Below are 23104 nucleotides of genomic sequence, written 5' to 3' on the forward strand. Positions count from 1 at the left end.
TTACTGCTTCACGACCTTTCCAACAATGCGCTCTGCCGCAGCGGACATATGGCTCTCCGCCTGCTTGATCAGGGCCTCGCATTCCTTTGCGGCATCCTCCCGAATCGCTGCGCACTGTTTTTCAGCGCGTTCCTCCGCATCCCGCAGCAGCCGCTTGCCCTCCTGCACAGATGCCGCACGCATCCGCTCCAGAAGTGCGGGACCATCCTTTTCTGCCTGGGCAATCCGCTCTTTTGCCTCTTGCTCCGCGGCGGCTTTGCGTGCCTTGCACTCGTTTTCCGCCCTGACAACGGTTTCAATGGCTTCCAGTGACATTCCTTAATCACCTTCTCTCCCAATGAATTTGTATTGCTCTAAAGAATAAGACACCACACAATACTTTAGTCCATTATATGGCATTCAAATTTGTAAAGCAAGGCTATTTTTTTCACGCCCCACAACCATCTCACCGTTTTTTTCGCACTTTACCGTCGCAAAAAGCAGCAATATCCGTGCATAAATTTGCTATATCCGTCAGTATAAATAGTTTTAGGTAGAAAAAAAAACTTTTAGAGGTATGAAAAAACAGAGCACCCCCCATAGGAAAGTGCTCTGTCTGTGCACATCATGCTTTTTTCTCGCCGCCTGCGGCGGACACCAGCTCGCTGAGCTCCTTGCCGGCCTGATCCATTGCCCGGGGAAGCTGAGAAAGACCCACTTCAATTTTCCGCAGCTCCGCAGTGACCTGAACGGCAGTTACATCAAAAGCCCCGGCCAAGTCCTGATATTGCTTTTGAATATCAGATACCAGCGCATTCAGCCGCGCGGTGGTGGCTGTTTCCAGCTCCCCAGCCCGCCGCCGGGCCTGACACTCGATGTCCCCCACCTGCGCGCGGACCTCCTGATAAGATAGGGCCTGGGGGCGCAGCTCTTCCAACTCGGCCGTGAGCGAGCGAATTTTCTCCCGCAGCTCCGTGCCTTCCCGCCGGGCCGTTTCCGCCTGCTCCCGCAATGAGACTTCCAGCTGCTTTTTCAGCGCCTCATTCTCCTCGCGCAGGGCGCTGTTGTCCTTGCGAAGCGCTTCCTGTTCATCCGTGTTTTCCTGCGCGGTCTTTTGCACGTATTGAATGACTTCCTCTTTATCAAAGCCACCGAATGTAACGCTTCTGAAATTTTTTATTTCCATGTTCGCCGCTCCTTCTCCGGGTCCCGCCCGAGCCTTTACCGGGGCTTTTGGGGCATCCGTCTTATGCGGGCAACGCCCTCAAAAGGCCTCTGCCGCCGCGCATCCAACCGGCGTCCGTGGGCTTTGCAAGTTTTGATAATTATAGCATAGCGTTTTTCTCATTACAAGCCCCAGGAAAAAAAGTGAAAATTTTTAGAAGAAAATGCTTGCATTTTATAGAATGCCGTGCTATTATAACTAAGCTGTTTGAAAACAGTGGTACGCGCCGTTAGCTCAGCTGGATAGAGCGTCTGGCTACGGACCAGAAGGCCGGGGGTTCGAATCCCTCACGGCGTACCAGAAAAGAAGTCTTGATTTTTCAAGGCTTCTTTTCTTTTTGTTTAGAGCCGCAACGGATTGATATCCCTGAAAAGCAACACCTCTGGGAATAAGGGACAGCACGCGGTGCAAAGCGCATCTGCACGATAGCTTTGGAAATTATTTTTTGCTCCGCAGGGGCGGCTGCAAGGCTCCGTACCTCTTGTCATAAATAAGACCCTTGGAAGCGAAGCTTGCACAGCGAATTTGAATTTATACGCAACAACATCCCCGCGGGAGCCGATGCGCTCCCGCGGGGATGTTGTTTGTTTTTTATGGTGTCTCCCCCAGCTGCATTTCAAAGCCGGTCTTTACGTCCACGGCCTTTGTTCAGCGCTTGACCCTGTGGGTGGAGACTGTGCTTTATCTCTTGATGCTGTAAAAGCTGTCTTTTCCTCTGAAAACGGCGCTGCCGCCCAGCAGTTCTTCAATTCGCAGCAATTGATTATATTTTGCGATTCTGTCCACCCGGCAGGGCGCGCCGCTCTTAATCTGGCCCGCATTCAGCGCAACCGCCACATCCGCCAGCGTGGTGTCCTCCGTTTCTCCCGACCGGTGGGAGACAACGGCAGTATAGCCCGCCTTCTGCGCCGTTTGAATCGTTTCCAGCGTTTCGGACAGCGTTCCGATCTGGTTGAGTTTAATCAGGATGGAATTTGCCACATGCTTCTTAATTCCCTCCTTGAGAATCTTCGGATTGGTGACAAAAATATCGTCGCCCACCAGCTGCACCCTGTCACCAAGCCGCTTCGTCAGAGCAGCCCAGCCGTCCCAATCGTCCTCGGCCAGCCCATCTTCAAGGGAGATGATGGGATACTTGCGAATCCACTCGGCGTAAAGGTCGATCATTTCTTCAGAGGTGCGGCTGACCTTTTCCCCGGCAAACACATATTTCCCATCAACACGGAATTCGGAGGAGGCGGGGTCCAGTGCAATGGACACATCCTCTCCGGGCCGGTAGCCCGCCTTTTCAATCGCCTCTACAATCAGCTTCAGCGCGTCCTCATTGGTGGCGAGATCCGGCGCAAAGCCACCCTCGTCGCCCACCGCGGTGTTCATCCCCTTATCTTTCATAACGCCCTTCAGGGTCTGGTATACCTCGGCGCATGTCCGCAGGGCCCCGGCAAAGCTGTCCGCACCCACAGGCATAATCATAAATTCCTGCACATCCACGGTGTTGTCCGCGTGCTTGCCTCCGTTGAGAATGTTCATCATCGGCACCGGCAGTTCGCAGGCACCCGCTCCGCCGATATACCGGAACAGGGGCAGATTTAAAGAGGCGGCAGCGGCCCTTGCCGCAGCGAGAGATACCCCTAAGATCGCATTGGCACCAAGCCGCGATTTATTTTCCGTACCGTCCAACTCAATGAGCGTGCGGTCAAGCTTCCTTTGGTCCAGCACGTCAAAGCCGACGATTTCGGGCGCAATGATGGTCTTCACATTGCCTACCACCGTCTGAACGCCCTTGCCATGAAACCGTTTTTCGTCGTGATCCCGAAGCTCCACGGCCTCTCGCGTCCCGGTGGAGGCTCCGGAGGGGACCGCTGCACGGCCCAAAGCGCCGCTCTCCAGCGCTACGTCTACCTCAACCGTCGGATTCCCTCTGGAATCCAGAATTTCTCTTGCTGTCACGGCAGTAATTTTAGACATCATTCCATCTCCTTTGTTTTATATATCAGATATTTTACAGGTTGTTTGTCTTCCTATAAAGTATAGCAAATTTTGCAAATATTAACATGTACAAAATAATTAATATTTTATGTTTAAATTGCACAGTGCGTAAAACAAACTGCACTTGGGACATGTTCTCTTTCCGGGTGCTCCTTTACAAAGATAGCTGTGCAGGGCATCCCCTCCAAGAAGTATTTGTCATGTCAAAACAGTGGAATTTACGGCTATTTCGTGATATAGTAAGTGACATAGTAAATGATAAACAAAAAAGAGGTGCGCTATGCGTGATTATAATACCGAGCTGAATGCGCTGCAGGAAAAGCTGGCGCGCAAGGGAAAAATAGAATCCATGCTGCGGAGTCTTCGCTCCCAGCTGACCGAGCTTCAAGCGGAGGAGGGGCGGCTTTCCACCCAACGCTCCAAAGAGCAGGCCGATGTTGATCGGCTGGAAAAAAACAGCCTTGCCGCCTTTTTTTACGCGGCCATCAGTAAAAAGGAAGAAAAACTGGACAAGGAAAAAGCGGAAGCCTATGCAGCAGCGGTGAAACACGACACCGCCCGTCGTCAGGTGGAGGCGGCGGAATATGACATTCACGCGCTGGAAACCGAGCTGTGTGATCTCTCCGAAGTACAAGTGAAGTACGACCGGCTGTTCGCGGAGAAGATGGACGCCGTAAAACTAGAAAATCCAGCTTTTGGTGACAAACTGTGCCATATGGAAAACCGGCTGGGCTATATAGCGGCACAAAAGCGGGAAATTGACGAGGCAATATCCGTTGGGCAAGGCGTACTGCGGCAGATTGCATCCATTGAAGGCTCTCTGGATAGCGCCGAGGGCTGGGGCACTTGGGACCTGCTGGGGGGCGGACTGATTTCCGACCTTGTCAAGCACTCTCATCTGGACGATGCACAGGCGCAAATCAACGATTTGCAGGATCGTCTGCGTCGCTACCACACCGAGCTTGCCGACGTGACTGTGCAGGCCAATGTACAGGCACAGGTGGATGGATTTCTTCGTTTTGCGGATTATTTCTTTGACGGACTATTTGCCGACTGGGCGGTGCTGGACAGCATTCACAGCTCCCAGCAGCAAATTGGCTCCACTCGCTGTCAGGTAGAGGACATTCAGGGGAAACTGGAAGGTATGAAGTCCGTCATGCAGGCGGAAGAAGACACACTGAACACCCACATTCAGGAACTGGTTTTGCGGGCGTAACGGATTGGAAAACAATATGAAGCTGTATATCAGATAAAAGGGGTTCTCCCGGGTGGACCGCTTTACCGTTCGGGACGAATCCGGAAACGACCGCTACTATGTGGATTAGCTTTTTTCCTGGGGTAAAAAGCGAATCCACAGGCTCTATTTTTTCTATCTCGCCTGTGTACAGGAATGGCGGCTGAATTGATCGGACTTTGCTCCGATTGTCTGTTAGTATGTTTTTGTACAAGTACATACGAGAAAGGAGTGATTACTCTCAATGTCATTCACAATCCTTGCTTTGTTGCTGGCATCTTTTTTTGTAGCGATTGTAATTGTCGCAGCGCTTATATGGAAAAGATAATTTTTTAAAAGAGCCACCAGCGGATGATGTCCTCCGGTGGCTCTTTTCCCGCTTCTGGTTCACTCGGGGGCGTGACACAGAAAGGCGGACGCCCGGTAGATGCTCGCCGGCCAAAAGAAACCGGCCACCCAGAGGCGGTCGGTTTCTTGTTTCAGTTAAGCTTTTCTTTTAACTGCACTTACAATCCACAGTAAGATAACAGCTCCGATTACGGCAACCAGCAAACTCCATAGATTAAATCCGGTGATTCCACTGCCACCCAATAGATTCATAACCAGTCCGCCTAGAAAGCCGCCAACGATACCCACGGCAATATTGGCGCCTGCTCCCATCTTTTCATCATGATTGGTAATCATACTTGCGATCCAACCAGCGAGAGCGCCTATAACGATCCATCCTAAGATGCCCAAGGTAATTCCTCCCTTCGTTTTACTCTAGTATGCGGAGAATTTACTCTATCATTCCTTTGTATGTAAAAATCCACGATACCAAAATATCACAGTTTTTGGCACGCAACGTGGTCCCATGTGTTAAAATGCAGCAATTTCTGTCCGACTGGATTTGAAAAAGCAGCAGATGACACCATGAACGCATTTTACGCAATTATTAAAAATATAGCGTGTGTGTACTCTTTTGTGTACTTAGTTAAAAAAATAAACCCCTGAGGCTCAAGCCTCAGGGGTTTATTTTTGGTACGCCCGGCTGGATTCGAACCAGTGGCCTTTAGAGTCGGAGTCTAACGCTCTATCCAACTGAGCTACGGGCGCATATCCGCAATTTGGAAACAACCAAACAGCAAAAATTAGTATAACAGGTAATTCTACAAAAGTAAAGCCCTGATGCAGAAAAAAATTTTCACAAAAAGATTGTTAAAAAAATTGACATTATTCCTGTTTTGGTCTAAACTATTATTTGAGAATTATTTAACGGATTTTGTCAGAGGAGGGGTATCCCTTTGAAAAAAGAAAACATCTCCGACGCCGTAATTCGGCGTCTTCCCCGATACTACCGCCAGCTCAATAGCCTGCACAACAGCGGCGTTGTCCGTATTTCCTCCCACTCTCTGGGGCAGGAAATGAACATTACCGCCTCCCAAATCCGGCAGGATTTCAGCTGCTTCGGCGAATTTGGGCAGCAGGGCTACGGCTATAATGTAGAGGAGCTGCGGGCAGAAATCGGCCACATTCTGGGTGTGGACAAAAATCACCACCTTGTCATGATCGGCGCGGGCAATCTTGGCCATGCTCTTTTGCAAAATTTCCCTTTCTCCCAGACCGGCTTTACCGTGGACGCCGCGTTCGATGTGGACCCGAGACTTGTGGGAACGAGCATTAACGGCGTTCCCGTCCGCTCTATGAACGAGCTGGATGAGTTTATCCGGACTCATCAGATAGATGTGGTGTCGCTGACCATTCCCCAGCATGTGGCGCAGGAGGTTGCCGACCGGCTGATTGCACTGGGCATCCGCGGCTTCTGGAATTTTACCAATACGGAGCTGTCCAGCACGGACCCAGTGGTGCAGTTTGAAAACATTCACTTTGCAGACAGCCTGCTGACGCTGAGCTACCGCATCGCAAACCGCTGAGCTGCTCAGGCGCGTGAAAGGAGTTCCTATGAAAAAACGGGCGCTGCTTCCCGCGCTCTTTTTGCTGCTGTCGGCCATGGTTGGCTGGTACGCCGCTGCGGCAGGCGGCGGGGCCGACGATCCGCTTGTTTCCCTTTCCTATTTGAACGGGACCTTTACCGACACCGTGCGGAAAAAAATCGACGCGCTGGGCTCCGGTACGTCCATTGGCGAACCCTCCGGCGCAGCCGAATGGACGGAAACCCGGCTGAAATCCGGAGACGTTCTCTCCGGCTCTACCGGAACCTTTGTATTGCCGCTGGCGGGAGAGGTCGGGGTTACCTTTTCCTCCGGTGCAGTGGTGGACGCAACCACCGGAACGGAGGTTTCCTCCGGCTCTGCCCTGCTCCCTCGGCACCGCTATCTGGTGGCGGAGAACACGTCCGCCGCCTTCTCGGTGACGGGGAAAACCGCCGTGCTGTCCTATCAGGGGCCCAACACCCTTTCCTATTCCTCCGCCACGGACTACAACGCCATCGCGTCAGCCCTGAAGGCAGTCCGCCTGTTCCGGGGCAGCCTTACCGGCTTTGGCGAGGGCTTTGACTTGGAGGTATCCCCCACACGGCTCCAGGCGCTGATTATGTTCATCCGCCTGCTGGGCGAGGAGGACGCGGCGCTGGCCTATACCGGCTCCACCCCGTTTACCGACATCGAGGCTGGGTCCGAGCCCGCAAAATATGTGGGCTACGCCTATTCCAAGGGCTATTCCAACGGCTATACCAAAACCACTTTCCGTCCCGGGCAAAAGGTAAATTCTTATCAATACGTGGAATTTGTCCTCCGGGCGCTGGGCCACAGCTCCACCGGCACGACAGACCTGACCGGGACGCTGGATCGGGCGGTGGACCGCGGCGTTCTGACCTCTGGGGAGCGGGCCGTTCTGGCCAAGGGCTCCTTCCTGCGGGCAGATCTGGTCTATGTCTCTTGGTACGCCCTGGACGCGGAGGTTGCCGGTACAGGGGAGACGTTGTGCCAGACACTACTGAATCGGGGCGTTTTTACAGCAGAGGAGCACTCTTTTGCCCAAGCAATGATTTCATCTCACCGCCTTTCGTAACACACAACGCAGGCCCGCATACTATGGATTGAGACTGATGCATGGTCGGTCTACGATTTCATAGGAGGTCCAATTATGTGTAATAACGGCTTCTTTGGCGGCGGGAACTGCTGCTGGATCATTATCCTCATCCTCCTGTTCTGCTTCTGTGGCAACGGCAACAGCTGGGGCGGCAACAATTGCGGCTGCGGCTGCAACAACAACTGCGGTGGCTGCGGGAACAACTGCGGCGGCTGCAATCCTACTCCCTGCTGCTAATTTAGCAAAAACCCTTCATATTTGCCCCAACGCCCCCGCACCTTAGGGTGCGGGGGCGTTGGGGCATTTACTTTCGGCAAAGCCGTTATTTTCTGGATTCGCTGACACACCTTTGAATCTCTGTGCCAAAATAAAAGCTGATCACCACGGTAAAGACCGTCATAAATTCCCGCTCGTTGATATCTCCCCGAATCGCCAGCACGGCAAAGGTTCCGGTGAGCAGAAACGTCACAATGCTCTTCACATCGATCAGCTTGATAAGCTTTTCTTTCACGGAGTATCCCTCCCCAGCCAGTGTATGCGGGCTGCGTTGTGGTATGTGCCGCAGAGGATTCTCAGTTTTTCAGGCTGTGGAGCGGAGCGGGAATACGCCCGCCCCGGGCGATAAAGTCGGCCGCGGACTCCGTGTGGACCGGCATCACCGGGGCGCTGCCAAGCAATCCGCCCATCTCCACGGTGTCCCCTACCTTTCCGCCGGGTACAGGCAGGATACGCACGGCGGTGGTTTTGCAGTTCACCATGCCGATCGCCGCCTCGTCCGCGATGATGGCGGAAATGGTGTCCGCGGAGGTATCGCCGGGGACGGCGATCATGTCCAGCCCCACGGAGCACACGCAGGTCATGGCCTCCAGCTTATCAATGGTCAGCGTCCCGGCCCGGGCGGCGGCAATCATCCCCTCGTCCTCGCTGACGGGGATAAACGCACCCGAAAGCCCGCCCACGGAGGAGGACGCCATCACGCCACCCTTTTTCACGGCATCGTTCAGCAAGGCGAGGGCCGCCGTGGTCCCATGAGTACCGCAGGTTTCAAGCCCCATCTCCTCCAGAATCCGGGCCACGGAATCCCCCACTGCAGGGGTGGGCGCAAGGCTCAAATCCACAATACCAAAGGGGACATCCAGCCGGCGGGATGCTTCCTGTGCCACCAACTGGCCCATGCGGGTAATGCGGAACGCGGTCTTTTTCACCATCTCTGCCAGCTCGTCAAAGGGGCGGCCCCGAACGGCCTTCAGCGCGCTGCACACCACGCCCGGGCCAGAGACGCCCACATTGATGACCCGCTCGGCCTCGCCCACGCCGTGGAAAGCCCCCGCCATAAAGGGGTTGTCCTCCACCGCGTTGCAAAATACCACCAGCTTGGCACAGCCAAGCCCGTCCCGGTCTGCGGTGCGCGCCGCTGTCTCCTTGACAATGCGGCCCATCAGGGCCACCGCGTCCATATTGATGCCCGCTTTGGTGGAGCCCACGTTGACGGAGGAGCAGACCAGCTCAGTGGAGGCCAGCGCCTCGGGAATCGAGCGGATGAGCTTTTCATCCGCCCTCGTCATTCCCTTTTGCACCAAGGCGGAATATCCCCCGATGAAATTCACACCGCAGGCCGCGGCGGCCCGGTCCATGGCCAGCGCAAAGGGCACGTAGTCCTCCGCGTCGGAGGCCCCAGCCACCAGCGCCATGGGCGTAACGGAAATCCGCTTATGAACGATGGGGATACCAAATTCCCGCTCAATGTCCTCCCCGGTTTTCACCAGCTTTTCTGCGGATTTTGTAATTTTATCATAAATTTTTTGGCAGGCCCGCACGGGGTCTGAATCGCAGCAGTCCAGAAGCGAAATACCCATGGTGACGGTGCGGATGTCCAGATGCTGCTGGTCGATCATCTCAATGGTGGAGAGAATGTCCTTTTGATTTAACATAGTCTCGCCCTCAAATACGGTGCATCGCGTCGAAAATTTCCTCCCGCTGAATGCGGATGGAGATATCAAGCTGCTTGCCCAGAGTTTCCAGCCGGGTGCCCAGCTCCCCGATGGGCACAGGTGCCTTGCTCACGTCTACGGCCATCACCATGGTGAAGCTCCCCTGCATGATGGTCTGCGTAATGTCCAGAATATTGACGTTATTTTCCGCCAGAAGCGTGCACACGCCGGCAATAATGCCAACCCTGTCCTCCCCTACTACCGTTACGATTGCGTTCATTTCTATCTTCCTCTCTCTTGTTTTTGCGCGGACCGCGCCGCGCCCTTCCTCTGTAAAATCCCATGCAAAGCAAGGAAAGGGCCGCCCATCGGCGCCCTTTCCCCCGCGTGCCGTCAGCACGGAATGGTTGCCATGGCCGCCACGTCCGACGGGTCCAAAAAAGGCCCGAAGGCAGGCGGCAGGAACGTCAGCATGATGTATAGTATACCCATCGCCACCGCCAAAACCAGCCAGACAGAGCGATCCCCCTTGGAAAGAATCCCCCGCTGCGCCAGCGCCAACGCCACGGCAGAGAGCACGATCCACACCAGCAGATATGCCCCCGGTCCCGGCCTGACGGCGGTCAGCACCCAGAAAATCAGGACAGCGGCCAGCGGCGTCAGCGTAAGCCACGGGAGCCTTTCGAAGAATTTTCCGCCGTCCCGTAAAGGGATCACCGCAGCCAGCAGCAGCGGCCAGAACAGAAGCTTTCCCAGCTCCCACGGACTTGCAAACCGAGGCGTCAGCACGGCAAAAACCGGGTTGCTCCCCACTGAGCGAAGCAGCAGTAAAAACAGCCCCGCCAGCAGAACCGTCAAAAAGCGGATGGAAAAATGCGCAAAACGATTTTTCATAGGACGACTCACCTCACTGAGACTTTATGCGCCCCAATGAAAAATCAGAACCGCTTGGTCCTTTTCAGATTCCGTCGCTGTGGAAATCAGGTTTCGTCAAAGAATTTCGCGTGGATGGCGCGGACGGCCTTATCCACGTCCGCCTCGTCCAGCAGGACAGAGACACGGATTTCAGAGGTGTTGATCATCTGAATGTTGATGCCCGCCTCATACAGCGCCTCAAACATTCTGGCGGCCACGCCGCAGTTGCTCATCAGACCCATCCCCACGATAGACACCTTTCCGATGTGCTCGTCGGTGTTGATGTGGTCGAATTTCAGGGCCGTCTTATGTTCATCCAGCAGTTCCACGGCCTGATCCACGTCCTTTTTATGGACGGTAAAGGTAATGTCCTTTGTGTTCTCCCGTCCGATGGACTGCAAAATCACGTCCACATTGATGTTGCCCTTGCTCAAAAGGTCAAAGACCTGAAATGCCACGCCGGGATTGTTTTGCAGGCCCACCAGGGCAATGCGGGCAATGCTGGAATCCTTCACCACACCTGCGATATTCGTCTTTTCCACTTTCGTAACCTCCTTGATGGTCGTACCGGGCTTATCCTCCAGGCTGGACACGACCTGCAAATTCACATGAAATTTTTTGGCAAGCTCCACGCTGCGGTTGTGAAGCACCTGCGCGCCCTGACTTGCCAGCTCCAGCATTTCATCATAGGTAATCTCGCTGAGCTTTTTTGCGTTTGGCACAAGGCGGGGGTCTGTGGTGTAAACACCGTCCACATCCGTAAAAATCTGGCACAGCGACGCATGGAAGGTAGCTGCCAGCGCCACGGCGCTGGTATCCGACCCGCCCCGGCCCAGTGTGGTGATATTTCCGGTGCGGTCAATCCCCTGAAAGCCGGCCACCAGAACAATGCGGCGCTGGTCCAGCTCAGACTGAATCCGCTCCGCGTCTATCCGCTTGATGCGGGCCTCGCCGTACACGGCAGAGGTCTGAACCCCCGCCTGCCATCCTGCCAGAGATACGCAGCGAAGGCCGCGCCGCTCCAGTTCCATGGCGCACAGAGAAATGGAAATCTGCTCTCCCACGGACAGCAGCATGTCCATCTCCCGGTTGGAGGGGCGGGGATTGATCTCCTGCGCCCGTTCAATCAGGTCGTCGGTGGTGTCCCCCTGCGCGGACAGCACCACGATGACGTCGTTCCCGGCCTGATAAGTCCGCTCGATAATCTCCGCCACGTGGCGGATACGCTCGGCATTTTTCACCGAGCTGCCGCCAAATTTCTGCACAATCAAACTCATTTGCTTTAACCCCTTCTCCTCTGGATCACCGGGCAATCAGTCCCGGCTCAGCCCAGCACCCGCAGCCGGGCAAGCACATTCAGACGCTCGGATTTTTCCAGCGCCTCCCGCAAAGTGATGGAATCCGTCAAAAAGCCGGTTTCTCCATCCTCACTGAGCACCTCCACCTGACCGAAAGCCATCGCCGCGTCCATCAGGCTACCCTCAATACGGAAATAGAAGCGGGTGGGCACCTCTGCGGGGTCCACAAACCCGTCGGCGTCACCGCTCCAGCCAAGTCCCTCCTGCCGGGGACTGCGGCGCAGACTCTCCATCACGTCCGACACGCAGGCCGAAGCGGTGGGCAGCTCTCCCGCGCCCCTGCCGTAAAACATCACCTCGCCGACAGCACTGCCCCGAATGGCCACAGCGTTGTACACGTCCTCCACGTTGGCCAGGGGGTGCTCCTCCGGCACCAGATGGGGCGCAACGTAGGCGGTACGTCCCCCGCCGGGCATCCGCAGGCACCGGCCCAGCAGTTTGATGCGGTAGCCCGCCCTCTGGGCCACCTTCACGTCCCGGAGGGACAGCTTTGTGATTCCCTCCATGGGAACGTCCTCCGGACGCACCTGTGCGCCAAAGGCCAAATCGGCCAGAATGCAGATTTTTCGCCCCGCGTCAATGCCCTGCACGTCGGCGGTGGGGTCTGCCTCGGCATAGCCCTTGGCCTGAGCCTCCCGCAGCGCGTCGGAAAAAAAGGCGCCGGTGCGGACCATGCGGGTGAGAATGTAATTGGTGGTACCGTTGAGAATCCCGAAAATCTCATCCACCCGGTTGGCGCACAGGCACTCCGTCAACGGGTGCAGCACAGGGATGCCGCCGCCCACACTGGCCTCAAAAAGGTAGTTCACATTCTTCTTTTGGGCCAGCTCCATCAGCTCCCAGCCCTTTTCGGCCACCAGCTGCTTGTTGGCGGTCACCACATGCTTGCCCGCCTCCAGCGCCCGTTTTGTGTACTCATAGGCGGCCTCTGTCCCACCGATTGTCTCCACCACCACGCGGATTTCATCGTCCCGCTCAATAGATGCAAAATCGTCGGTCATCAGCTGACGGTAGGGGCCGTCCTTAAAATGCCGGACCAGAATAGCTTTTACACTCAGCGGCTCTCCCAGCTTTTTCTCGATCTGCCGGGCGTTTTCCACCACTACCTTGGCTACGCCGGTCCCCACCGTGCCAAGGCCCAAAATTGCAATCTTACTCATGGATCGATCCTTTCGCTGTTTTTATCCGGCCAGCACCTCAAACCGGACCACGCCCTCCACGCCGGAAACCTGCTCCAAAAACGCCTCCAGCGTCATCTCCATGTCCGAGGTCTCCGCAGACACGGTGACGGCGGCACAGCCGTTGGTGGGAATGCTCTGATTGATGGTCAGGATGTTGGCGCCCGCCCCCGCGAAGCCCGACAGAACACGGCTCAGTACACCCGGGGCGTCCTTCAGCATTCCGTAAAACGTAATGATGTGCTCCGATTTTAAATCGTTGAAGGGCTGCACGGAATCCTTGTACTTATAAAATGCGCTGCGGCTGATCCCGGCCATTCGGGTGGCGGCGCCCACCGTGTTTACCTCGCCGGTCTGTATCATGCGCTTGGCTTCCGCCACCTTCACAAAAATCTCCGGCAGGGCGTCCGCCGCTACAATGTAAAACTTGACCTCTCTGCCCATTTCGTCCGCCTCCCATGGTCATTTGTCTTTGCACTTTGACTAGTTTACCATAGAAGCGGACCGGTTGCAATGCACAAACACAAGAATTTTTCCGCCCTCTGGGAAAATTTTTCGGTGAAATGTCCATACCCCGCGGCCTAATTCCGTAAAACGGGAAAAATCAGATTATTCGGTGGCCCCGGGGTGTTCTCATGGCATGGAATCTACGTCCTTTTTTTGCCTGTGAAGTCGTTGGCTTTTGTTCCGCAAAAATAAGAAACCCGCCGCACAGCCGTGCGGCGGGTTTTATGCTGTATCAGTTTCCCGTGTTCCAGACGTTGTTGATCCAATCGTCTATCCCGGTGGAAGGCTCTGTGGGTTCTGTGGGCAGCGTGGGTTCTGTCGGCACAGTCGTTCCGCCGCCGCTGCCGCCGGGTTCTGTTTTAGGCGTTTCGGGAGCAAGTCCCGTGTCTCCCCCATCGTCGGGATTCGTAATCTCCCCCTCGCCGTCGGGGTCGGTGGGCAAAACGCCGTCCTGATGAACCGGGCAGGGCGGAAGCACCACCGTTCCATCCTCCAACTTCGTTTGCAGGGAGCCAATCAGATAGGCGTCATCGTCCGCCTTGATGCTGGGACCGTAGTCCACCCGGGTATAGTCCAGCAAGGCCGCCGGCTTCACACTGGTAGCCGGGCACAACGGCGTGGCAAGAACCTTGCCCTCGGTGCAGTAGTCATAGAACTTATGGAGACTGCACTCTTCCACCGGCGCAGTACCCGCAGCCACCTCAACCTCTCGCACACGGCTGCCCCGCAGGTCCGACGCACAGGCGTCCGTGGCCAGAAGGCCGCTGTCGGCACACACGGTCACCTTGACGAGACCGCTGGTGGGCTTGGTAAAGGACTTGTTCTCCTGCTCGTCCGCAATTTTCTGCATGACTTTCTGCCACATGGAGGCGGCGGGGTTTCCGGAATAGCTAATGCGCTCTGGCTTGTCATAGCCGCACCAGACCGCCGCGGCATAATAGGGCGTATAGCCCACGAAATACCGATCCTTATTGTCACTGGTGGTGCCGGTTTTACCGGCGCTGCTCATACCAGAGAGCTTGTACCGGGAGGCGGTGCCTCCGTTCATCACGCCCTGAAGCAGCTGGTTCATGAAATAGGCAGTCGTTTCCTTCACGGCCACATGGGTTTCCGTCTCGTTGTCCAGAATCACGTTTCCGTTGCTGTCCTCCATCTTTGTGTAAAGACGGGGAGAGTTGTACACGCCGCCGTTGGCAAACACCGCGAAGGCCGCAGCCATTTCCTCGGTTGAAACACCGTAGGTCAGACCGCCCAGACCCAGCGCCGCCGTGTTGATATCGTCCGCTACCAAATCCAGATTTTCCTTCTCCGTAGCAAAGTCAAAGGAGTTTTTAACGCCCAGCTTTTCGATTACCTGCACCGCCACGGTGTTGACGGAATTTGCAACACCGCTTGCAAGGGTTGTCCAGCCCTTATAGCCTTGGGGAGAGTTTTTCGGCCAAGGGTTGTCGTTCAGCAAGCGAACGGGATAGTCGTCGAAGGTAGACGCCATGGTAACCACTCCGGCGTCCAGCGCCGGGGCATAAACCGTGATGGGCTTGATAGCGGAGCCGCACTGCCGCTTGCCCACGGCATAGTTCCAGCCCAGATTATCCTGCTTGGTGCCCACCTTGCCCACCATGGCCTTCACATTGCCGGTGGACGGGTCCACAATGGTGATGCCGGACTGAAGGTCCTGTCCGCTGGAGGAGGTCACGTCCAGATTGGCACGCTCCTGATACACGGACTCTGCAATTTCCTGAATATGCGGGTCCACGGTGCAGTAAATCGTATAGCCGCCGTTATAAAGCCGCTTGCGCGCCGCCCCGGTGGTAATACCAAGCTGGTTGGCAAAGTCCTCGGAGACGTCCAAAATGACCTTATCCACAAAATAAGAGTTGATGCCCGTGGAGGTTCCGCCGCTTTTTTCAACGTTGTCGGCGGCCACCAGCTCCTGGGCGGAGACAGTACCGTCGGTAAACTTCAGCTCCTCGTTCGCTGCCTGGTCGTATTCCTCCTGGCTCAGGTATCCCAGCTCCAGCATCTTTTTCAGGATATTCTGCTGGCGGTCCCTGTTCATCTCCCGGGCCGTTTTCTTCACACCGGTTTCCTTGTTGGTGATGACCACGGTGGACATGGGCCCATACAGCGAGGGATTATTGGTAATGGCAATGATGCTGGCGCACTCCGCCGTTGACAGCTCCGACACGTCCTTACCAAAATAAAACTGTGCGGCGGTCTGCACACCGTAGCACTTCTGGCCCAGATAGATGTGATTGAGATACAGCTCCAAAATCTCTTCCTTGGAGTACTTTTTCTCAAACTCCAGCGCCCGGAAAATCTCCCGGACCTTGCGGTTCACTGTGTTGTCATCATCGTGGGTCATGTTTTTGAGCAGCTGCTGCGTAATGGTGGAACCGCCAAATGTACTGCTGGTGCGGAAAAACAGATTTGTCGTGGCTCTGGCGGTTCGCAGCCAGTCCACGCCGTGGTGCCCGAAGAAGCGCTCGTCTTCGATGGACACCGCCGCCTCCCACATGGTCTTGGGAATCTGGTCGTAATCCACCCAGATGCGGTTCTCGTCACCGTAAATCATCTGAAGCTCTTCCCATTTCCCCGTCTCGCTGTTCTCATACATAATGACAGAGCTGAGGTTCATGGTATAGTCGTCGGCATTGATGTCCAAAGCGGGCGTCAGCGTCGTTTTCACATAATACATGAAAATGCCGGCAATCATCGCGCCGGAGAGAATGCCAACCAACAGCAGGGTCCGGACTACAAACCAAATGGTATCCATCGGATTTCTTCCGGACCTGCGGCGGCGGCGGTGCTCATGGGGCTGGGACGATTCCCGGTGTCTGCCGTGCTCTTCCATTGCAGAACACCTCCTTTTCCTTAGTTCAGGGGGACAGCCGATTCGCCCTCCCTTGGCAAAATGGCTGCACATAATACGCCATAGTATCTTTCATTTTACCATTCCTGTCAACACCAAAATTGTCGCTTTTTTCTTAATAAAAGTTCCTTAATTTAGGAAAAATTTTTATATGGAGGAAAAATTACCTGTCCGTAAATTTGATTTTCCCACGATTTGCACACCTGATTCACTTGCATTTTTTCGATGGAGCGGGTACAATACATTCAACGAAACTAACCGTAAGGAGGCACCTCTATGAGCGAGGAGTTTAGCCCCACTTTTGTCACCATCACCGATGAGGATGGAAACGATATCGAATTGGAACTCGTTGACGCACTGGAGCACAACGGCCAGAAATACATGGCGTTCTTTCCCGCCGAGACGGAGGACTCTGACGAGGAGGACCCCGACACCGGCCTGGTGATTCTGAAGGTCCTGACAGAAAACGGCGAAGAGTTGCTGTCCACCCTAGACTCCGACGAGGAACTGGACGCGGTGTACGATTTGTTCATGGAGGCCCTGTTTGAGGACGAGGAGGACGAAAACTCCTGACGATCTTCTTTCCGTACCCATGATGTAACTGTACCCAAGAAACCCTGCGCGGTGCGTGATAGGCCTTTTTTAACCCACATTTCGTTATAAGGGATGCCGGATCAGACCGTGGTTCGCAGGCCTCCCGGCTGCTGTTTGCGGCTGGATGTTGGAAGCGATAAAGCGTGCTGGAGGCGACCCACCTGTCCGTAAAGGTGCAGGTTATAACGGGGTCTACACGGCCGAGCGGGGTGATTTTATCCTGAAAAATTTCCCTGACCGGATTTTTTAAATGCGCTGCATTCTGCGCCTGGCTGCCCGCTAAAAGCGGGCAGCCAGGTGTTTTCTGTGCGCAGAGTTTTTCTCAGCCCATAAGCCGCCATGAAAAAAGGAACACCTCCGCTGCGTAAGTGACCCTATCAGTTCCGCCAAAAGAATCGGCAGACTTCGCGATCTAGCTCCCACCAACAAATTTTTTCTTGTTTTGCCGCTCCGGCGGCAAAATGCCCCGCTTTTTCTTATTTAAATGCCCAGCGCCCGGCCGCAGCGCGGCCGGGCGCTTTTTTACTTTCAAGAAGACTTTATATATAAACATCAATTAATGTAAAGGAAAATCATTTGTCAGCGCACCTATTAGCTGAGACGAAGGATTTCCTTTTTCAGCCGCTGGATAATTCGTTTTTCCAGCCGGGAGATATAAGACTGGGATATCCCCAGCCGGTCAGCCACCTCTTTTTGGGTCCGCTCCTGTCCCCCATTCAGCCCAAAACGCAGGGTGATGATCTCTTTCTCCCGGGGAGAGAGAATTTTCAGGGCGGAGGTCAGAAGGCTCCGGTCCACGTCGTCCTCAATGGGACGCATTACCACGTCCGCGTCGGTTCCCAGCACATCGGAGAGAAGCAGCTCGTTGCCGTCCCAGTCGGTATTCAGCGGCTCGTCAAAGGAAACCTCCCCCTTCCGTCCCGCATTTTTGCGCAGATACATCAAAATCTCGTTTTCTATACAGCGGCTGGCATAGGTCGCCAGCTTGATATTTTTATTGGGGTTATAGGTTTCCACCGCCTTAATCAGACCGATTGCTCCAATGGAAATCAAATCCTCGATGTTGATTTTTGTATTTTCAAAGCGACGGGCAATGTACACCACCAGACGCAGATTGTGCTCAATCAGCTCCTGCCGGGCCTCCGTGTCCTCAATGCGCGATAAAAGCTCCGTCTCCCGTTCCCGGGTCAGGGGCGGGGGCAGTGTGTCGCTGCCGCCGATGTAGTGGACGGGCGTCCGGGGCAGCAGCCCCAAGCGGCGGAGCAGCCTTTTGATTGTTTCCAGCCAATGCGGCATGTTCTCGGTCCTCCCTTTCATCTTTATCGGCACGGTTTATATCCCTCCAGCTCGCCCCAGAGGGCGTCACAGCCATCTCCCACCGAAGTGGGTGACAGAGCCAGCAGCAGCCGTTCCTGCCGTTTTCCGTTGACGCTGGCCCAGTCCAGACGGACCGCCAGCAATAGGCCGCTTTCCACGCCCACCGCGCTGTATGGCAGCAGGCGGAACCGCGCGATATCTGCTCCGGCATTCGCCAGCCGCTCCATCGTCTGGGCGGGGGCGCGTAGGGCGTGGGGCGTCAGCAGCGGGCCCAGTTCCGGTGGCCAGAGGGACTTCAGCTTTTCCGCCGAGGCCACCAGCACCGGCCTTCCCGTTACGGGGTCCCGAAGTGTGTTCCCGGTATCGCACAGGGCCGTCAGCGCGGCGCGGGTGCCGCAAAAGGCCACCGTCACCGGGACAAGAAATCCCCCTGCCCCGCTGCGGCGGGCACTGGCCCGGAAAACCACCGCCAGCACCAAATAGGCCGCCGCCGCCGAAATCAACAGGACCCTTGTGTCCACATTCGTATAGAAAATCCCGTTTTCCATGGGCATACCCCGGCCGGCAGCCAATCCCAGTGCCAGCACACACCCGGCAAACCCGCAGGACACCAGAAACAGCAGAAGCGTCAGCCGCAAAAAGCGTGGCTCTCCGCCATAGGCCGCCAGCGCCATCAGCACTCCCGCGGCAATTTTCACCGGCGGAACGGTCAGCCAGCCCATCCCCGGCAGAAACACTGCCGCTGCATAAGCGCCCCCCAGCAGCGCCGCCAGAAAAAACCGGAGTCTTCGCAGTCTGGCGCCCGCCAATTGGGCGGCGGAATATACCAGCAGATAGTCCGCCAGCGCGTTCAGCGCGAACACGCTGTCTATGTACACCACCGTCATCTCTCGCCAATCCCTCCCCGCATCACGTGGCTGTATATCCCCCATTATAGGACAGCCGGTGCAAAAATCAGGTCGCAATCAAAGTAAAATTCAGGCTTGACAACGGAAAAAATATAAGGTTGCCGCCGAGGAAAATTCCGCGAAAAAAGGCGCGGAACAAATCGTTCCGCGCTTTTTCATCGGATATTCGGGTCAATTTGACCGTTTTCTTTTAAAAGCAGGCAATTTCACAGGCCAGCTTCCCTGTCCGTTTTCTTTGACTTCCGGTCGGAGCGAATCAACCCTCTTCCGCGATTTTCCGGCCCATAAGGGTCCCCATCACGGAGGCCATCATCAGCCCCCGGGTCCAGCCGGAGGAATCCCCCAGACAGTGCAGCCCCGTCAGGCTGGTATTGAAGTCGGTGTCCATCTTCACCCGGTTGGAATAGAATTTCAGCTCAGGAGAGTACAGCAGCGTCTCCGTGGAGGCAAAGCCGGGAACCACATGGTCCATGGCCTGAATAAAACCGATGATGTTCACCATGGAGCGGTAGGGCATGGCGGCGGTGATATCCCCCGCCACGGCGTCCGGCAGCGTGGGACGGATATTGGACTGGGCAAGCTCCTTGGGCCAGGTACGCTTGCCGTCCAGAATGTCACCGAAGCGCTGGACCATAATGTGTCCGTCGCCCAGCATATTGGTCAGCTCGCCCACCTTCTGGGCATAGGCAATAGGCTGGTTGAAGGGAACGCTGAAATTGTGGGAGCAGAGAATGGCCAGATTCGTGTTGTCCGTTTTCAGGTTCTTATAGCTGTGGCCGTTCACCACCGCCAGATTATTATCGTAATTCTCCTGAGAGACAAAACCGCCGGGATTCTGGCAGAAGGTGCGAACCTTGTTCTTGAAGGGCCGGGGATAGCCCACCAGCTTGGACTCGTACAGCACCCGGTTCACCATCTCCATGACCTCGTTGCGAACCTCTACCCGCACACCGATGTCCACCGTGCCGGGCGCATGAGCAATATTGTGCTCGGCGCACAGACGCTCCAGCCAGTCTGCACCACGGCGGCCGGTGGCCACTACGGTGTGCTTCGCCAAAATCTCCTGCTCCGTCTTCCCGTTGGAAATGGAAACACCCTTGCACACGTCATTCTCCAGAATGATGTTGGAGCACTCATACCCGAACAGGATTTCCACCCCATGCTCCTGCAAATACCGCTCAATGGCGAAATACAGGCTCTGGGCCTTCTCCGTGCCAAGGTGCCGGATGGGACAGTCCACCAGCTTCAGCCCCGCCTGAATGGCGTGCTTGCGGATTTCCTTGCGCTCAAGGTCGTTGCCAAGGCCCTCAATATGCTCGTCCGCGCCAAAATCCAGATAAATCTTATCAGTATAGTTGATTGTCTCCTGCGCCAGATCCTCGCCCACCAGCGTGGGCAGGTCGCCGCCCACCTCGTAGGAGAGAGACAGCTTTCCGTCGGAAAAGGCTCCCGCACCGGAAAACCCGGTGGTAATGTGGCAATAGGGCTTGCAGTTCACACAATACCCCGTTTTGTCCTTGGGACAGTGGCGCTTTTCCACGCTCTGGCCCTTCTCCACCATCACAATTTTCTGTTTACTGCCCTTTTTGAGCATCTCCAGCGCAGTAAAAATACCGGCTGGGCCCGCACCCACAATCACAACGTCTGCGTTCATCGTTTCTCTCCTTATTTTCCTGGCTGGCGTTTACTTTCCTGAAAGCTCCACCGCGTGACGCACCAAAGACAACGGCGGCACGGGGCGGGGCAGCTTCATTTGAAATACGGCCTGGGGTGTTTTGATCTCCTGAACCGTCAAGCCGCCCGAATCCCTCAGCTCCGGCACGGTCATGGCAAAAGGCCGACAGTCCGGCCCCACCACCTCCACCTGCTCCCCGCAGGTCAGCTTGTTGCGCAGGGACAAAGTGGCATTTCCCGCTTCGTCGCAGTGAGTGACAAGGGCCTGCACCTGCCACTCCCGGATGTACCGGGAGTCGGCCACGTACTGCCCCGGCTGCCCATAGAAAAAGCCGGTGGAATAGCGGCGGTGGCTGACGTGGTCCACCTCGTCCCGCCACACGGGGTCTATCGGCTCCCCTGCGCCCACCGCGTCCAGACAGCGGCGGTACGCCCCGGTGACAATCGCCGCGTAATAGGCTGACTTTGCGCGGCCCTCAATTTTCAGGCTGTCAACTCCGGCGGCGCACAGGTCGTCCAGATGGTCAATCATGCACATGTCCCGGGAGTTCATGATATAGGTCCCCTGCTCATCCTCAAATACCGGGAAATATTCGCCGGGGCGCTTTTCCTCCATCAGTGCATACTGATACCGGCAGGGCTGGGCGCAGGAGCCTCGGTTGGAGTCCCGCCCGGTCATATAGTTGCTCAAAAGGCACCGGCCCGAATAGCTCACGCACATGGCCCCGTGAACAAAGCACTCCACCTCAAGGGCGCTGGGCGTTTTGGTCCGAATTTCCCGGACCTCCTCCAAGCTCAGCTCCCGGGCCAGAATCACCCGGTTTGCGCCCAGATCGTGCCACGCCCGGGCGCTTTCATAGTTTGCAATGCCCGCCTGCGTGGAGACGTGCCGCTGGCACTGGGGAGCATATTTTCCCGCCAAAGCAAACACGCCCATATCCGCTGCAATCAGCGCATCCACCCCGGCGCTCTGGAGCGTTTCCAGATGCGCCGGGAGACTGGCAACTTCATCATTGCGGGGCACGGTGTTCACTGTACAGTGAACCTTCACACCCCGGCTGTGGGCGTATTCCACCGCGTCGGCAAGCTCTCCGTCGGAAAAGTTCCCTGCAAAGGAGCGCATCCCAAAGCTGGTACCCGCCAGATACACCGCGTCTGCCCCGTAGGCCACGGCCATTTTCAGCCGCTCCATATCCCCCGCGGGGCAAAGCAGCTCCGGAAGCTTAATTTCCGACATACTGATCGCTGTTGATAAACTGGTTGTGCTCCTGAAGCGTGGCGGAGAAGAAGTGCGTTCTGTCCTTGCCCAGCGCGTAGAAGTAATAACCGGTGGTTTCGGGGCTCAGCGCCGCCTGCAGCGATTTCAGGCCCGGATTTGCGATGGGCGTAGGCGGCAGGCCCGCGTATTTGTACAGATTGTACGGAGAATCCACTTTTTTGTCGTCGTTGGTAATGATGCCCTCATGGTCCGGGATGGCATACAGCAGCGACGCGTCCACTTGCAGCATTTTGTAGGTTCCGTGACTTCCGGTGTCCGCCAGCCGGTTGTAAATGACGGAGGCAATGGTGGCCTGATCGCCGCCCGCTGTCTCCTTTTCAATCAGGGATGCAATGGTGACAATCTCCTTGAGGCTGTAACCGGAGGCCTCCACCTGTGCCATCATATCCTCGTCCATTTTTGCAGAGAAGTTGGAAATCAGGCGGCGCAGGGCGTTTTCTGGCTTTTCGTTCACGTAGAAATCATAGGTATCCGGGAACAGAAATCCCTCCAGCCGGGAAAGCTCCTTAGAGGTGTTGTCGATAAAATCATAATTGAACGTGCCGTTCTGGGCGGCCTCGGTGAGGGCCGCTTCCGTGTTGACATTATTTTTCGCCAGCAGTGCAATAATCTGCCGGACGGTATATCCCTCGGGGATGGTGACGCGGACAGTGTCCGTGTTCATGCCGCCGGAGGAGTTGTGCATGGCGTTAATCAGCGCCATGTAATCCATTTCGGTGCTCAGCTCGTAGCTGCCGATGCCGATTTTTTCATTGGCGTCGGCAAAGCCGCCGAAGAGCCGGAAAAACCACTTGTATTGGATGAGCCCCGCGTCCTTAAGCTTGTTGGAGACGCTTCTCAGGTTGTCGTCTGCCGTGATTTCGACAGTGGTGGTGATATCCGGCTTACTGAACGCGCAAAAGTCGTTTACCAGCAGCCAGCCAAGGCCCGCCACCAGTACAGAGGTCAGCAGCACAAACAGCGCATATTTCCAGCCGCTGAGAAACCGGCGGCGGCGGCGACGGCGGCGGGGACCTTCTCCCCGCTCTCCATGATCGGAAGACGGACGGCCCCCCTCCCGGCGAACCTGCTTCGAATCCCAGCTTGCGGTTTCCTGATTGTTATATTCGGACAT

At 55.8% G+C, this 23104-nt stretch carries 22 protein-coding genes, 2 tRNA genes and 1 other RNA gene; 7 read left to right on the forward strand and 18 right to left on the reverse strand.

All coding sequences use genetic code 11. The annotated features are described in order from the left end of the window. Together ABVS15_RS03555 and ABVS15_RS03560 are read right to left on the reverse strand one after the other, a co-directional pair. On the reverse strand, positions 1–315 hold the full coding sequence (locus ABVS15_RS03555) for a hypothetical protein (RefSeq protein ID WP_369282384.1): 315 nt from the start codon (positions 313–315) through the stop codon (positions 1–3). A gap of 289 nt (positions 316–604) precedes the next feature. Continuing rightward, positions 605–1165, reverse strand: a complete 561-nt coding sequence (locus ABVS15_RS03560; RefSeq protein WP_369282385.1) for a hypothetical protein — start codon at positions 1163–1165, stop codon at positions 605–607. A gap of 262 nt (positions 1166–1427) precedes the next feature. Between ABVS15_RS03560 and ABVS15_RS03565 the strand changes: the two genes are divergently transcribed. Continuing rightward, positions 1428–1504 (forward strand) — tRNA-Arg (locus ABVS15_RS03565). A 381-nt stretch (positions 1505–1885) separates the two neighbouring features. On the opposite strand, the gene eno is transcribed toward ABVS15_RS03565, so the two are convergent. After that, positions 1886–3172 carry a phosphopyruvate hydratase gene (eno, locus tag ABVS15_RS03570; protein ID WP_369282386.1) on the reverse strand — a complete coding sequence of 429 codons (1287 nt, stop codon included), beginning with the start codon at positions 3170–3172 and terminating at the stop codon, positions 1886–1888. A gap of 301 nt (positions 3173–3473) precedes the next feature. Here eno and ABVS15_RS03575 point away from each other — a divergent pair, with 301 nt between their 5' ends. Further along, positions 3474–4409 carry a hypothetical protein gene (locus ABVS15_RS03575; RefSeq protein ID WP_369282387.1) on the forward strand — a complete coding sequence of 312 codons (936 nt, stop codon included), beginning with the start codon at positions 3474–3476 and terminating at the stop codon, positions 4407–4409. 501 nt (positions 4410–4910) lie between these two features. Here the strand turns inward: ABVS15_RS03575 and ABVS15_RS03580 are convergent. Both ABVS15_RS03580 and ABVS15_RS03585 read right to left on the reverse strand, forming a co-directional pair. Then, positions 4911–5165 (reverse strand): GlsB/YeaQ/YmgE family stress response membrane protein, encoded by a 255-nt coding sequence (locus tag ABVS15_RS03580; RefSeq protein WP_369282388.1) that lies wholly within the window; start codon positions 5163–5165, stop codon positions 4911–4913. Between the two features lie 280 nt (positions 5166–5445). Next, positions 5446–5522: transfer RNA gene (locus tag ABVS15_RS03585), tRNA-Arg, on the reverse strand. Positions 5523–5710: 188 nt separating this feature from the next. Between ABVS15_RS03585 and ABVS15_RS03590 the strand changes: the two genes are divergently transcribed. From ABVS15_RS03590 to ABVS15_RS03600, 3 genes are all read left to right on the forward strand, one after another. Further along, positions 5711–6340 (forward strand): redox-sensing transcriptional repressor Rex, encoded by a 630-nt coding sequence (locus tag ABVS15_RS03590; RefSeq protein WP_369282389.1) that lies wholly within the window; start codon positions 5711–5713, stop codon positions 6338–6340. A 28-nt stretch (positions 6341–6368) separates the two neighbouring features. Further along, on the forward strand, positions 6369–7436 hold the full coding sequence (locus ABVS15_RS03595; RefSeq protein ID WP_369282390.1) for an S-layer homology domain-containing protein: 1068 nt from the start codon (positions 6369–6371) through the stop codon (positions 7434–7436). A 75-nt stretch (positions 7437–7511) separates the two neighbouring features. Beyond that, positions 7512–7694: a hypothetical protein gene (locus ABVS15_RS03600; protein WP_369282391.1), complete on the forward strand. Its 183-nt coding sequence runs from the start codon at positions 7512–7514 to the stop codon at positions 7692–7694. A gap of 85 nt (positions 7695–7779) precedes the next feature. Here the strand turns inward: ABVS15_RS03600 and ABVS15_RS03605 are convergent, their stop codons facing one another. The 8 genes from ABVS15_RS03605 to ABVS15_RS03640 form a co-directional block, all read right to left on the reverse strand. Beyond that, entirely contained in the window at positions 7780–7968 is a 189-nt protein-coding gene (locus ABVS15_RS03605) for a hypothetical protein (protein WP_312280750.1), read from the reverse strand. A gap of 61 nt (positions 7969–8029) precedes the next feature. Then, on the reverse strand, positions 8030–9388 hold the full coding sequence (locus ABVS15_RS03610) for a PFL family protein (RefSeq protein ID WP_369282392.1): 1359 nt from the start codon (positions 9386–9388) through the stop codon (positions 8030–8032). A gap of 10 nt (positions 9389–9398) precedes the next feature. Beyond that, on the reverse strand, positions 9399–9668 hold the full coding sequence (locus ABVS15_RS03615) for an ACT domain-containing protein (RefSeq protein ID WP_369282393.1): 270 nt from the start codon (positions 9666–9668) through the stop codon (positions 9399–9401). 113 nt (positions 9669–9781) lie between these two features. Next, the gene (locus tag ABVS15_RS03620; protein ID WP_369282394.1) at positions 9782–10282 is read right to left on the reverse strand and encodes a hypothetical protein; all 501 of its coding nucleotides are present in this window, start codon (positions 10280–10282) and stop codon (positions 9782–9784) included. A gap of 86 nt (positions 10283–10368) precedes the next feature. Next, entirely contained in the window at positions 10369–11580 is a 1212-nt protein-coding gene (locus tag ABVS15_RS03625; protein WP_369282395.1) for an aspartate kinase, read from the reverse strand. A 47-nt stretch (positions 11581–11627) separates the two neighbouring features. Then, complete coding sequence (locus ABVS15_RS03630; RefSeq protein ID WP_369282396.1) at positions 11628–12821, reverse strand: homoserine dehydrogenase; 1194 nt, start codon at positions 12819–12821, stop codon at positions 11628–11630. 21 nt (positions 12822–12842) lie between these two features. Continuing rightward, positions 12843–13283 carry an ACT domain-containing protein gene (locus ABVS15_RS03635; RefSeq protein WP_369282397.1) on the reverse strand — a complete coding sequence of 147 codons (441 nt, stop codon included), beginning with the start codon at positions 13281–13283 and terminating at the stop codon, positions 12843–12845. A gap of 295 nt (positions 13284–13578) precedes the next feature. Next, on the reverse strand, positions 13579–16200 hold the full coding sequence (locus ABVS15_RS03640) for a transglycosylase domain-containing protein (RefSeq protein WP_369282398.1): 2622 nt from the start codon (positions 16198–16200) through the stop codon (positions 13579–13581). A 294-nt stretch (positions 16201–16494) separates the two neighbouring features. Here ABVS15_RS03640 and ABVS15_RS03645 point away from each other — a divergent pair, with 294 nt between their 5' ends. Together ABVS15_RS03645 and ssrS are read left to right on the forward strand one after the other, a co-directional pair. Then, positions 16495–16791: a DUF1292 domain-containing protein gene (locus ABVS15_RS03645; protein ID WP_369282399.1), complete on the forward strand. Its 297-nt coding sequence runs from the start codon at positions 16495–16497 to the stop codon at positions 16789–16791. Positions 16792–16829: 38 nt separating this feature from the next. Further along, positions 16830–17027: non-coding RNA, 6S RNA (ssrS, locus tag ABVS15_RS03650), on the forward strand. Between the two features lie 376 nt (positions 17028–17403). Here the strand turns inward: ssrS and sigE are convergent. The 5 genes from sigE to mltG form a co-directional block, all read right to left on the reverse strand. Further along, complete coding sequence (gene sigE / locus ABVS15_RS03655; protein ID WP_312611908.1) at positions 17404–18108, reverse strand: RNA polymerase sporulation sigma factor SigE; 705 nt, start codon at positions 18106–18108, stop codon at positions 17404–17406. A gap of 23 nt (positions 18109–18131) precedes the next feature. Continuing rightward, positions 18132–19016, reverse strand: coding sequence for a sigma-E processing peptidase SpoIIGA (locus ABVS15_RS03660; RefSeq protein WP_369282400.1), 885 nt, complete (start codon positions 19014–19016; stop codon positions 18132–18134). Between the two features lie 277 nt (positions 19017–19293). Then, positions 19294–20691, reverse strand: coding sequence for an NAD(P)/FAD-dependent oxidoreductase (locus ABVS15_RS03665; protein WP_369282401.1), 1398 nt, complete (start codon positions 20689–20691; stop codon positions 19294–19296). Between the two features lie 30 nt (positions 20692–20721). Then, positions 20722–21948: a U32 family peptidase gene (locus tag ABVS15_RS03670; protein ID WP_369282402.1), complete on the reverse strand. Its 1227-nt coding sequence runs from the start codon at positions 21946–21948 to the stop codon at positions 20722–20724. Continuing rightward, complete coding sequence (gene mltG, locus ABVS15_RS03675) at positions 21935–23104, reverse strand: endolytic transglycosylase MltG (protein WP_369282403.1); 1170 nt, start codon at positions 23102–23104, stop codon at positions 21935–21937. Before mltG ends, ABVS15_RS03670 begins: the two co-directional genes overlap by 14 nt.

This window comes from Oscillibacter sp. GMB15532 (genome assembly GCF_041020825.1).
Taxonomy (GTDB): Bacteria; Bacillota; Clostridia; order Oscillospirales; family Oscillospiraceae; genus Oscillibacter.

Bases quoted from the DNA above. Each gene is read 5' to 3' on its own strand.
- ABVS15_RS03670 (WP_369282402.1), bottom strand. From the start codon at position 21,948: ATGTCGGAAATTAAGCTTCCGGAGCTGCTTTGCCCCGCGGGGGATATG.
- eno (WP_369282386.1), bottom strand. From the start codon at position 3,172: ATGTCTAAAATTACTGCCGTGACAGCAAGAGAAATTCTGGATTCCAGA.
- sigE (WP_312611908.1), bottom strand. From the start codon at position 18,108: ATGCCGCATTGGCTGGAAACAATCAAAAGGCTGCTCCGCCGCTTGGGG.
- ABVS15_RS03625 (WP_369282395.1), bottom strand. From the start codon at position 11,580: ATGAGTTTGATTGTGCAGAAATTTGGCGGCAGCTCGGTGAAAAATGCC.
- ABVS15_RS03665 (WP_369282401.1), bottom strand. From the start codon at position 20,691: ATGAACGCAGACGTTGTGATTGTGGGTGCGGGCCCAGCCGGTATTTTT.
- ABVS15_RS03555 (WP_369282384.1), bottom strand. From the start codon at position 315: ATGTCACTGGAAGCCATTGAAACCGTTGTCAGGGCGGAAAACGAGTGC.
- ABVS15_RS03645 (WP_369282399.1), top strand. From the start codon at position 16,495: ATGAGCGAGGAGTTTAGCCCCACTTTTGTCACCATCACCGATGAGGAT.
- ABVS15_RS03615 (WP_369282393.1), bottom strand. From the start codon at position 9,668: ATGAACGCAATCGTAACGGTAGTAGGGGAGGACAGGGTTGGCATTATT.
- ABVS15_RS03560 (WP_369282385.1), bottom strand. From the start codon at position 1,165: ATGGAAATAAAAAATTTCAGAAGCGTTACATTCGGTGGCTTTGATAAA.
- ABVS15_RS03640 (WP_369282398.1), bottom strand. From the start codon at position 16,200: ATGGAAGAGCACGGCAGACACCGGGAATCGTCCCAGCCCCATGAGCAC.
- mltG (WP_369282403.1), bottom strand. From the start codon at position 23,104: ATGTCCGAATATAACAATCAGGAAACCGCAAGCTGGGATTCGAAGCAG.
- ABVS15_RS03660 (WP_369282400.1), bottom strand. From the start codon at position 19,016: ATGACGGTGGTGTACATAGACAGCGTGTTCGCGCTGAACGCGCTGGCG.
- ABVS15_RS03620 (WP_369282394.1), bottom strand. From the start codon at position 10,282: ATGAAAAATCGTTTTGCGCATTTTTCCATCCGCTTTTTGACGGTTCTG.
- ABVS15_RS03610 (WP_369282392.1), bottom strand. From the start codon at position 9,388: ATGTTAAATCAAAAGGACATTCTCTCCACCATTGAGATGATCGACCAG.
- ABVS15_RS03595 (WP_369282390.1), top strand. From the start codon at position 6,369: ATGAAAAAACGGGCGCTGCTTCCCGCGCTCTTTTTGCTGCTGTCGGCC.
- ABVS15_RS03630 (WP_369282396.1), bottom strand. From the start codon at position 12,821: ATGAGTAAGATTGCAATTTTGGGCCTTGGCACGGTGGGGACCGGCGTA.
- ABVS15_RS03600 (WP_369282391.1), top strand. From the start codon at position 7,512: ATGTGTAATAACGGCTTCTTTGGCGGCGGGAACTGCTGCTGGATCATT.
- ABVS15_RS03575 (WP_369282387.1), top strand. From the start codon at position 3,474: ATGCGTGATTATAATACCGAGCTGAATGCGCTGCAGGAAAAGCTGGCG.
- ABVS15_RS03635 (WP_369282397.1), bottom strand. From the start codon at position 13,283: ATGGGCAGAGAGGTCAAGTTTTACATTGTAGCGGCGGACGCCCTGCCG.